8 protein-coding genes and 1 pseudogene are annotated in these 10,737 nt (G+C 73.8%); all 9 read right to left on the minus strand.

Annotated elements, in window-relative coordinates; translation table 11 throughout:
• Positions 1–7 precede the first annotated feature (7 nt).
• Positions 8–733, minus strand: coding sequence for an FHA domain-containing protein (locus ABD106_RS07150; protein WP_425545731.1), 726 nt, complete (start codon positions 731–733; stop codon positions 8–10).
• A complete protein-coding gene (locus tag ABD106_RS07155; RefSeq protein WP_343918842.1) occupies positions 726–2,228 on the minus strand; it encodes a serine/threonine-protein kinase in 1,503 nt (500 codons plus the stop codon). Before ABD106_RS07155 ends, ABD106_RS07150 begins: the two co-directional genes overlap by 8 nt.
• Positions 2,225–3,670, minus strand: a complete 1,446-nt coding sequence (locus ABD106_RS07160) for an FHA domain-containing protein (protein ID WP_343918844.1) — start codon at positions 3,668–3,670, stop codon at positions 2,225–2,227. The genes ABD106_RS07155 and ABD106_RS07160 overlap by 4 nt, the downstream gene beginning before the upstream one ends.
• Positions 3,667–4,494 (minus strand): PP2C family protein-serine/threonine phosphatase, encoded by an 828-nt coding sequence (locus ABD106_RS07165; RefSeq protein ID WP_343918846.1) that lies wholly within the window; start codon positions 4,492–4,494, stop codon positions 3,667–3,669. The genes ABD106_RS07160 and ABD106_RS07165 overlap by 4 nt, the downstream gene beginning before the upstream one ends.
• Positions 4,491–4,919 (minus strand): FHA domain-containing protein, encoded by a 429-nt coding sequence (locus tag ABD106_RS07170; RefSeq protein ID WP_343918848.1) that lies wholly within the window; start codon positions 4,917–4,919, stop codon positions 4,491–4,493. The genes ABD106_RS07165 and ABD106_RS07170 overlap by 4 nt, the downstream gene beginning before the upstream one ends.
• 637 nt (positions 4,920–5,556) lie before the next feature.
• Positions 5,557–6,036 (minus strand): annotated as a pseudogene (locus ABD106_RS14555) (RDD family protein); the annotation flags it as partial.
• On the minus strand, positions 6,033–8,354 hold the full coding sequence (locus ABD106_RS07180) for a transglutaminase TgpA family protein (protein WP_343918852.1): 2,322 nt from the start codon (positions 8,352–8,354) through the stop codon (positions 6,033–6,035). The gene ABD106_RS07180 and the pseudogene ABD106_RS14555, both read right to left, overlap by 4 nt.
• Before the next feature lie 11 nt (positions 8,355–8,365).
• Positions 8,366–9,760 (minus strand): DUF58 domain-containing protein, encoded by a 1,395-nt coding sequence (locus ABD106_RS07185; protein ID WP_343918854.1) that lies wholly within the window; start codon positions 9,758–9,760, stop codon positions 8,366–8,368.
• Positions 9,757–10,737, minus strand: coding sequence for an AAA family ATPase (locus ABD106_RS07190; RefSeq protein WP_343918856.1), 981 nt, complete (start codon positions 10,735–10,737; stop codon positions 9,757–9,759). Before ABD106_RS07190 ends, ABD106_RS07185 begins: the two co-directional genes overlap by 4 nt.

Here is a 10,737-nt window from a genome sequence, read left to right on the forward strand (position 1 = left end):
TGTCCGATCAGTCCTGGTCGTCCGCGCTGCGGAGCGCGGGGTCGTCGAGCAGCGAGAGGTCGCTGCGGGTGACGAGCTGGGAGGAGACGGCGTACTCGACGAGCCGCGCGCGGCGGTTGCTCGCGAGCTTGCCGACGCCGCCGCGCAGCCCCTGCACGCCCATCCGGTCGAGCTTGTCGCACACGTTGTCGAGCTTGCGGTTGAAGCGGCTCATGGTCCACCCGAGCCGCTCGGCGGCCGCGCCGCTCGAGGGCAGCTCGCTCACGCCCACGCCGTCGCGCCGCAGCATGGGCTCGGCGAGCGCCACGATGAGCAGCTTCTGCAGCTCCGTGAGCCCGACGGGCATCACGGTCGTCTCGCCGGAGGAGCGCCGGCGGTGCTCCGTCGACATCGCGAACGCGGCGTCGTCGGAGTGCACGCCGATCTCGTAGGTCGTGGGCCCCGCGGTGAAGACGATCGAGCACTCCGAGAAGACGATCGGCAGGCGTGCGCCGGGCGAGAGCCACGACTGCACCGCGCCGCCGCCGCTCGAGATCGTCGCGGAGAGCCGCGAGCCGACGTTCGACAGCCACCACAGGCCGTCGACGTGGCGCAGCTCGAGGAACGCGCGGTGCAGGTACTGGTTGTCGTCGACCGTCAGGTCGCCCTCGCGGCCGATGACGAACGGCCGCGAGGGGTCGAGCGTCATCCACTCCCCCGCGAACTCGAGCTGCAGCTGGGGCGCCTCAGCCATCGACGCATCCTCTCGTGTCGTTGGACGATCGGCCGTCGGCCCGGACGAGGCTCACGAGGATGCACGACTCGCCGTCGGGGTCGCGCTCGAGCGTCACCGAGGGCGACGGGACCGTCGACGTGATCGGGTCGGCGCCGCTGCGCTCGTAGCGGTACTGGAAGGCGTCGCCCTCCTGCGGCTGCGGGTTGGTCCACGAGAAGACGACCGTGTCGCCCTCGACCTCGCCCGTGAGGGCGATCGGGGCGGGCGGGCGCTGGGAGGTCTGCGGGCCCGCGACCGTCTGCGTGGGGCTCGCGGGCGGCTGCGTCTGCCCGCCCGCCGCGAGCGCCATCCACACGATGCCGCCGCCGACGAGCACGACGAGCGCGCTGCCGATGACGGTCGCGAGCGTGCGCCGCCGCGATGCCGGCGATGGCGGGGCCGGCTCGGGCGCGGGGGCGGCCATCGGCGCGCCGACCGCGGCACCGGGCATGGGCCTGCGGACGGTCGCATCGCCGAGGTCGACGCCGCGGCCGGCCACCGCCATGCTCGGCACGGGCTCGCTGGCGTGCGGGTCGATCGAGACGACGCCGCGGATGCGCGTCGCGCCGCCGTCCTCCTCGTCGACCGCGTCGGGCTCGAGGGAGTCGTCGAGCACGTCGAGCGGCGTCACGGGCAGCGCCATCTCGGCCTCGACCTGCTGCAGCGCTCGGCCGAAGGCGACCGCCGTCGCGTAGCGGCGCGAGGGGTCGGGGTCCATCGCCGACGCGAGCACCGCCTCGAGCTTCGGGGGCACGTCGTGGCGGGCGAGCGGTGAGATCTCGCCGCGCTGGGAGCGGTCGATGAGGTCGACGCTCGTGTTGCTGCCGCCAGGCAGCTCGAAGGGCGTGCGGCCCGCGAGCAGCGTCCACAGCGTCGCCGCGAGCGAGAAGACGTCGGATGCGGGGCTCGACCTCGGCGGGTCCTGGAACGCCTCGGGCGGCGACCACGGGATCGACATGCCGCTCGCGTCGTCCGACGCGCCGGCGCTCGTGGCGATGCCGAAGTCGGTGAGGGCCGGCCGGTTGTAGGCGGTCACGAGGATGTTCGCGGGCTTGATGTCGCGGTGCAGGATGCCCGCGCGGTGGGCGGTCTCGACCGCGCCGGCGATCTGCACGCCGAGCGAGAGCACCTCGGGCACCGCGAACCGGTCGCGCCGGTACCGCACGCCGAGGTTGGGCTTCGAGCAGTACTCCATCGCGAGGAACGGCCGGCCGTCGGGTGCGACGGCGGCGCCGTAGATCGTGACGATCGACGGATGCGTCGACAGCTGGGCCATCACGTTGGCCTCGTGCCGGAAGTTCTCGATCAGCTCGCGGTTGACGGCGTCGGGCAGCAGCACCTTGATCGCGACCTTCCGCGACGGCAGCAGCTGCTGATAGAGGAAGACGTCGGCGAAGCCGCCCGAGCCGAGCAGCGACACGTAGTCGTAGCCGGGGAGCGCCGGGGGTGCCGAGGGCGCGCGCTTCGGGCTCACAGCGCCGGCTCGCCGGTCGCGGGCTCGATCGTCGCGGGCTCGATCGTCACCACGACGCCGTCACCCATGTCGAGCCGGTCGCCCAGCTGCAGGATCGTCGACGCCTCGGGGCGGAGGCGCTGCGGCGCCGCGCCCTCGCGCAGCAGCAGCGTGCCGTTCGTCGAGCTGAGGTCGATCCCGACGAGGTTCCAGTCCTCGACGCGCAGCTCGAGGTGGCTCCGCGAGATGTCCTCCCCCGGGCTCTCCACCGTCACGAGCCGCGGCACGCGACCGTCCTCGGCTCGACGGGATCGCGGTCGACGGCCGAGCACGACGCCGCGGCCGAGCGGGATCCGCTCGCCGGTCGGGAGCACCGCGACGGCGACCTCCGGCCGGCGGCGCTGCGCCGCCGAGCCGTCGTCGACGGGCTCGCCGCACTGCATGCACTCGCGCGTGCCGGGCGCGTTGACGTGCCCGCTGGGGCAGAGCGTCGAGAGCACGAGCGGCCCCGTGGCCGGGGCGCTCGGCGAGCCGTCGTGCGCGGGCGCGCCCTGCGGATCGGCGCCCGGCTGCGCGCCGGCGCGAGCGCGCTCCTCCTGCAGCCTGCGTGCCTGCTCGGCGGTGATGGTCATGCCGTCGTGATCGCCCGCGTCGTCGCCGGCCGGCGCTGCCGGCGGAGCGGCCTCCGCCGCCGGCTCGGCGGCACGCAAGTCGACGGCCGGGCGAATGAATCCGGGCACGGAGTCGATGAGGCCGCCGATGGGATTCGGCGCCGGTCGTGGCTCAGCGGGCTGGAGCGGCGCCGCGACAGCGGCCGGCTGCGGCGGCTCTGCAGGCTGCGCCGGCTGCACCGGCTCCGCGGGCTGCGGCGGCTGCACAGGCTGCGCCGGCTCCGGCGCGATCGCCTCGACGCCGTCCTGCTCGACCGCGACGTGCTCCTCGCTCGCGCGCGGCGGCATCGTCTCGCCGAACGCGCCGGTGCGCGACTCGGGCGGGGCGGTGACGGGAGGCTCCTCGACGGCGGCTGCGGTCGCATCCGCTGACGCGTCCGGCGAGCGCGGCGCGACCCGCACGGCCGCGACGCGCACGACACCGCTGCCGAGCGGCAGCACGTCGGCGCTGAGCGCCGCGAGCGCGCCCGCGGCGAGGGTCGCGGTCGCGGCGGCCTCGTCGAGCTGCCACTCGGCGCCGTACCGGTCGGCGAGCGGCGCGTCGTCGGCGGTCGCGGGCACGCCGTGGCGGCGCAGCAGCATGCGTCCCTCGTCGAGGTCGACGGCGCCGAGCAGCGCGGCCGGCTCGAGCTCGAGCACGGTGCGGAGGGCGTCGACGGAGTCGACCACGGCTGCCGCGTCATGGAGCGCCCGCGCGCGCACGGCGGGCAGGTCCCGCTCGCAGACCAGCACGACTCGTCCGGCGGCGATGCACCAGGCCTCGCCCGGCGCGTACTCGATGCGTGCGCTCATGCTCGCGCTCCCCTCGGGATGGTGTCGTCGAGCTGATGCGCCTGCGTGTCGAACAGCTCCTCGTCGGCGAGCGCGACCGCGTCGACGTCGACCACGACGATCGAGACGTTGTCGGGCGCCCCGGCGTCGAGCGCCCTGCGCAGCAGCAGGGCCGCTGCCGCGGACGGTGCCGCAACGTCGCGGAGGATCTCCGCGATCTCGCCGTCGTCGACCTCGCCCGTGAGGCCGTCGGAGCAGACGAGCAGCCGCTGCCCGCGCTCGGCCGGCCGCAGCCACGCGTCGGCGGGCTGTCGCTCGCCCGCGCCGAGCGCTCGCGTGATGACGTTGCGGTGCGGATGCCTGCGGGCATCGGCGCGCAGGATGGCGCCGGTCTCGACGAGCTCCTGCACGATCGAGTGGTCGACGGTGATCTGCTCGAGGCGGCCGTGCTCGAACAGGTAGGTGCGGGAGTCGCCGATGTTGAGCACGAGCCAGTGAGCGACGCCCGCGACGTCGACGAGCACCGACCCCGAGAGCGTGGTGCCGCCGATCTCCTCGTCTGCCGCTCGCGCCCGCACCTGCTCGAACGCGCGCTCGACGGCCGCCTCGACGCACTCGACGTCGGCGAGCGCGCGGCCCTTCAGGCTGCGGAAGGCCTCCACCGCGAGGGTGCTCGCGACGTCGCCCGCGGCGTGGCCGCCCATCCCGTCGGCGACGACGAAGACGGGGAAGGACGCGAAGACCGAGTCCTCGTTCACGGTGCGGCGCATGCCCGCGTGCGTCGCGCCCGCCCAGCGCAGCGAGATCGACGGGTGGCTGAAGCGGAACTCTCCGATGGCGCTCATGCGGTGGCCTCGATCGTGAAGGTGCGGTCGCCGAAGCGGACGACGTCGCCGGGCTCGAGCGCGAACGGCCGCCCCGGCTCGAGCTGCTGCTCGACGCCTGCACGCACGACGGCCGAGCCGTTCGTGGATGCGCGGTCGACGACGGCGAGCGGCGCGACGGTCACGAGCACGTGCGTCTTCGACACCGTGCGCGTGTCGTCGGTGAGCGGCAGCAGGTGCTCGACGACCTCCCCGGCGCTCGGCGACGGGTTGCGCCCGATGAGCGCCGCCCCGGTGAGCGCGAAGCGGTCGCCGGTGTCGAACGCGAGCGTCGCGCCGGCGGGCCGGCGGCCGGGCCGCGCGCGCGTGACGTCGAGGTCGTCGTCGTCGACCTCGACGCGCCGCACGGTGCGGTCGTCGATGCCGTCGATGTCGGGCTCGACCACGGTCTCGTCGCGGATCGCGCTCGTGCTCGCGGGCGCGACGGGCGCCGGGGCGGGTGCGGCCGGCGACGGTCCCGGGGGCGCGCTCGCGATCGGCTGCGGCGCTGCGGGCTGCGGCGCGGAGTGCTGGGGGGCCGCGGGTTGCGGCGCTGACGGCTGCGGCGCTGCGGGCGCCGCCCAGGGCTGACGCTCGTCGTCGGGGCGGGGGGGGGCGCTCAGNNNCGGCGCGGGCGGCGCCGCTCAGCTCGCCCGGTCGGTAGCCCCCCGGTCGGTAGCCCCCGAGGCGCGCGCCGCCCGCGGGCATGCCGGGCACCGTGTGCGACGGCGCGTCCTGGACCGGCTGCGCGACGAGACCCACCTGCTCGGTGTGGAGCTGCTGGGGACGCGCGGCGCCGACGACGCCCGAGCTGATGCGGGCGCCGGGCCGGTACGCCTGCGCCAGGCTGCCGGCAGGGGTCGCGAGCGACGGGAGCTCCGACTTCGCGGCCTCGGGCTCCGCCGAGACCGTCTTCCGCGCGATGCGCATCTTCTTGTCGTGGTAGGGGTCGAGGCCGTCCCTGACGTCGACGAACCACGTGCCGCCGACCTTGTCGAGCCACCCGCGTCCCCGCTTCTCACGATCGAGCAGCGGCGAGACGAAGAACAGCACGGGACCGATGACGGGCACGAGGAAGATCGCCCAGAGCACGAGCGCTCGCACGAGCGCCCTGCCGATGCCCGGCCGCGCGAGCGTGGCGACGTTGATGCTGCGGATGCCCGTGAGCGCCTTGCCGAGGGTCACGCCCTTGCGGCCGTGGAGGACGATCTGCACGACGGTGAACGCGGTCGTCAGCACCGCGGAGGCCGCGGTCGCGACGATCATCCAGACCAGGTTCGGGTGGCTCGCGAGGCCGTACGGCTGCAGCGAGCCGGTCGCGACCTTGATGAGCGTCGGCAGCGCGACGAGCCAGTAGGGCAGCTGCAGCAGGCTGTAGAACGCGAACTCGATGATCGAGGCGAGCGCGCGACGGCCGAGCGGCGCGGGCCGCAGCCCGAGCGCCGCCGCGTACGCCGGGTCGGGTCGACCGTCGTCGTCGAGTCCCTCGACGACCTTCCGGCTCTCGTCGATCTCCCAGATCATCGGCGTCTCCGCTCTCTCCTCCGTCGGGCGAACGACCGCAGCGACAGCCTGCCGAGCAGCCTCGAGCGCGCCGATGCCTCCGAGCGCATCCCCTTGACGCTGCGCTCGACGTCGAGCCAGAACGCGTCGACGTCACGCGGATCCGGCTCACCGGGACCGAAGACGCCCTCGTCGACGAAGTCGCCGATCTCGGTCGCTCTCGATCGAGGGTAGCGATCCTCCACGACCGCGGCGACCTCGCGGCGGGTGACGCCGGCGGGCACGGGCAGGCCCAGGTCGACCGCCTCGTCGATCACCTCGTGCCAACCTCCGGCGAGGCGCTGGCTCTCGCGCTCGGCGCGGTAGCGGCGCTTGCGGCGGGCGGCCTTGAGCGCACCGACGACGAGGAACGGCAGCAGCAGCAGGAGCAGCACGAGCAGCGCCCCGCCCCCGATCCACAGCCACAGCATCCACGACGCGTCCTCGAGCTCCTCCTCGTCCTCCTCGCCCTCCTCGGCGACGGTGTCGGGCGACATCTCCGCCGGCTCCTCGGGCGGCTGCGGGGGCTGCAGCACCTGCGGCTTCGGCTCGGGCTGCGGCTCGGGCTCGGGCTGGATCTCGTCGTTGTCCTCCGGCGGCGTCGGGTCGAAGCGCACCCAGCCGAGTCCCTCGAACGGCACCTCGACCCACGCGTGCATGTCGCCGCCGGTCAGCTCGACCGACTGGTCGCCGCCCGGGAAGCCGTCGTCGGGGTAGAGGCCCATGACGACGCGCGACGGCACGTTGATGCGCGAGAGGGCGAGCGCGAACGCGACCGCGTACTGCTCGTCGTCGCCGACGAGCACCTCCTGCTCGAACATCGACTGCACGCGCGAGGCGCCGTGGCCCGCGAGCGACGGGATGGTGTCGTCCTCGAGCCCGTGGCTGAAGCTGCCCGCCTGCATCATCCGCTGCATCGCCTGGATGTTCTCGAGCTGGTTGCGGCCGTTGACGCCGTGCTGCACGACCCACGCCTGCAACAGGTCGGGGACGATCGCCGGATCCGGCACCTGCAGGTCGGTGACCGTCGCCCGCTCGAGCTCGTCGTTCGACGGCTGCGTCGGCACGATCGCCTCGAGCTCGTACGCGTCGCCCGCGCCGAGCCCGTCGAGCGCGATGGCCGTGCCCGTCTGCCCGTTGTAGTGCAGCGAGCCCTGCAGGTCGTCGGCTCGCGGCCCCTCGAACCGCAGCGACTGCAGGAAGCCGACGTCGGGCACCCAGATGCCCGAGTAGTCCTGCACCTCGACGCGCACGGTCGCCGGGGTGCCGGACTGCTGCACGAGCACCTCGTCGCCGATGCGCGCGAACGAGCCCGATCCGCTCGACTGCTGGGCTCCCGCGACTGCGTAGACCGTGCCGTCGTAGTAGTCGAAGGTCGCGAGGCGGAGGCGGCCGTCCTCCGGCATGCCGGCGACGGTGAGGAGCGTCTCGTCCTCGAAGTTCTTGAGCCAGTTGCGGTAGCCGGCGAGCGGGCTCGGATACTCGGCGAGCTCGACGGGCGGCTCGACGACGTCGCGCAGCACGGCTCGGTCGTGCGGCTGGATGGGGATGCTGACGAGGCCGGCCACGAGCAGCGCGCCCGCGATCATCGCGACGGCGCCGCGCGTGCGGTCGCGCCGTGCGCGCCCGCGCCGGCGGGAGTCGTTCGTGACCTCGACCTCGTCGTTGAGTCCCGTGCGCCAGCCGGCGCGGCGCCACGCGCACCACGCCACGATGACGCCGGCGACGACGACGCCGAGCGCCGCCGGCCAGAAGGCGATCTTCGTGCCGAACGTGATGCCGACGACGAGCGCGACGACGCCCGGGAGCATCGCGAACGGCGCTCCCCGACGCAGGCGCAGCGCGAGCACCGTCGCGATCGACGAGCACAGCAGCATCGTGAGGAACGGCACGACGAGCAGGCTCGGGAACCCCTCGGCCGGCGGCTCCGCGGTGAGCAGGCCCTTCCACGAGTAGACGACGCCGAGCAGCAGCTCGCGCCACGCGTCGAGCGTCGGGATGACGCCCGCGATCGTCGAGCGCGGCACCGCGAGCGCGGGCCCGAACACCACGAGCACGAGCACGATCCCGGCAGCGGTCATGAGCCAGCCGCGGAGCGGTCGCAGCGAGGTCGCGACGCCCACGCCGATGCCGAGCACGGTCGCGCCGAGACCGGCGACGAGGTAGGCGGTGCCGCCGAAGACGGGCCCGAACGACAGCGTCGCCGCGAGCATGACGAGGAGGATCGCGCCGCAGTCGATCGCGGCCTGCGTGGTCGTGCGCGGCAGCAGCCGGTCGGAGCGCGCTGCGGGGTCATGCACCGGGAGGTCGCTCACTGCAGCGCCACCCCTCGCATGATGCGCGGCAGGTCGCTCACCGAGCCGAGCGTCGCGAGCGCGACGTCGCCGATCGGCTGCAGCCTCGGCTTCGCGCCCTTCACGACGGTGAAGACGATGACGCGGGCCTGCGTCGGCAGCAGCGTCCGCGCGCGCCGCACGAGCGCGGGGTCGATGGTCGCGCCGGCGTGCAGCATGATCACGGAGGCGCCGGCGTGCTGCCGCGCGATCGTCGCCGCGAGGTCGAGGAAGCGGTCGTGCCGCGGCGACCAGTCGACGCCGGAGAGCGCGTCGAGCAGGCGCTTGCCGGTCGTCGCGGGCAGCGTGCCGCGGGAGGTCTGCACGACGAGGTCCATCTCGTCGCGCACCGCCTGGATGCCGAGCGAGCCCAGGATCGAGATGGCGGTCTCGAACTCGAGCGGGTCGGCGTAGTCGTCGATCGACGTCGACAGGCCGAGCGCGAGCACGCTGCGGCGCGTCTGCTCGAACTGCCGCACCATGAGCTGCCCGGTGCGCGCGGACGACTTCCAGTGGATGTAGCGGCGGTCGTCGCCCGCGACGTAGTCGCGCAGCGCGTGGAACGCGATGTCGCTGTTCGTCAGGTCGCGGGTCGTGATGCCCTCGAGGTCGCGGATGAGCCCGGGCGCCGTCTCGTCGAGCTGCACCGTCTTCGGATGCACGAAGAGCTCGACCGGGTCGGTCCACTTCACCTGACGGCGCAGCAGCCCCACGGGGTCGCCGCGCACCGACCGCACGGGACCGACCTGCAGGATCGTGCGACGGCTGGTCGGGATGGCGAAGACGTCCTCGTGCACGTCGCCCGGCTGCATCCTGGGCAGGTGGAACGAGGCGAGCGCGCGGCCGACGGGCACCTCGATCGTGGCGGGCAGCAGCGGCTTCTGCGACGCGGAGTGGATCTCGATGCGGCCGAGCGCCCGCTCCCCCACGACGACGCGCGTGTAGGCGAGGTCGAGCTCGATGCGGTACCGGTTTCGGCCGATGATGAACGCGATCGCGGCGAGCAGCAGCAGCGCACCCGCGATGCCGATGACGATGAGCTCCTTCCACCCGAGCATGAGCCCCGCGACAAGCGACGCGACCGTGCCGACGAGCACGGCCCAGCCGAAGCCGGTGATGGGCTCGATCGCGGGCCAGACGACGCGGCGCAGCCAGGCGGAGGCGCGAGCGGCGCCCTCGGCGACCACCGACTCCTCGCCGACGATCCGATCGCGCACGCGCTGCATCGGCGTGCGCTCGCGCTCGACGGCTCGCCGGAGCCGCGTCGTGTCGGAGGCCGAGCCGGTCGCGGTGCGGGTCGACGAGCCGGTGGACGTGCCGGTGTCAGGATCAGGTGCGGGAGTGGAGGTCGCCCGCGCGGGCGCCTGCGTCATGCAGCGTGCTGCCGGTCCTGCGGCGCCGAGACGTCGGCGATCGCGCGGTCGATGATGCGGTCGCCCGTGACGCCCGAGAACTCGGCCTCGGGATCGATGACGATCCGGTGCGCCCACACCGCCTGCGCGAGCTCCTTGACGTCGTCGGGCAGCACGAACGCGCGGCCCTTGCTCGCCGCCGAGACCTTGACCGCCCGGATGAGCGCCATGGCGCCGCGCACCGAGACGCCCAGTCGGGTGTCCTTCGAGTCGCGCGTGTGCTCGGCGAGCTGCGCGACGTAGTCGAGCACCGCGTCGTCGACGTGCACGGTCGCGGCGAGGTCGATCATCTCGGCGATCGCGCCGGTCGTGATGACGGGCTGCACGGTCGACGAGGCGTTGCGGTTCGCCGAGCCCGCGAGGATGCGGACGGTCTGCTCGCGGCCGGGGTAGCCGATCGACGTCTTCATGAGGAACCGGTCGAGCTGCGCCTCGGGCAGCCGGTAGGTGCCGGCCTGCTCGATGGGGTTCTGGGTGGCGATGACCATGAACGGGCGGCCGACGCTGTAGGGCGTGCCGTCGACCGTCACGCGCCCCTCCTCCATGACCTCGAGCAGCGCCGACTGCGTCTTCGGGCTCGCGCGGTTGATCTCGTCGGCGAGCACGATCGAGGCGAAGATCGGCCCCTTGTGGAACTCGAACTCGCCCGTCTTCTGGTCGTACACGGTGACGCCGGTGACGTCGGAGGGCAGCAGGTCGGGCGTGAACTGGATGCGGTGGTTCGTGCCCTGCACCGTGGCGCCCATCGACTTCGCCAACTGCGTCTTGCCGGTGCCGGGCGCGTCCTCGAGCAGCAGGTGGCCCTCGGCGAGCATCGCCGTGAAGGCGAGGCGGATGACCGCGTCCTTGCCGAGCACGACGGTGCCGACGTTGTCGACGAGGCGCGTGAACGTCTCGGCGAACCAGGCGGCCTGCTCGCGGGTCATGGTGCTGCTCAT

Source organism: Agrococcus citreus, assembly GCF_039527715.1.
In the GTDB taxonomy this organism is placed as follows: Bacteria; Actinomycetota; Actinomycetes; order Actinomycetales; family Microbacteriaceae; genus Agrococcus; species Agrococcus citreus.

Excerpts from the sequence above, each read along its gene's own strand:
- ABD106_RS07150 (WP_425545731.1), bottom strand. The coding sequence starts at position 733 with ATGGCTGAGGCGCCCCAGCTGCAGCTCGAGTTCGCGGGGGAGTGGATG.
- ABD106_RS07160 (WP_343918844.1), bottom strand. The coding sequence starts at position 3,670 with ATGAGCGCACGCATCGAGTACGCGCCGGGCGAGGCCTGGTGCATCGCC.
- ABD106_RS07165 (WP_343918846.1), bottom strand. The coding sequence starts at position 4,494 with ATGAGCGCCATCGGAGAGTTCCGCTTCAGCCACCCGTCGATCTCGCTG.
- ABD106_RS07185 (WP_343918854.1), bottom strand. The coding sequence starts at position 9,760 with ATGACGCAGGCGCCCGCGCGGGCGACCTCCACTCCCGCACCTGATCCT.
- ABD106_RS07190 (WP_343918856.1), bottom strand. The coding sequence starts at position 10,737 with ATGAGCAGCACCATGACCCGCGAGCAGGCCGCCTGGTTCGCCGAGACG.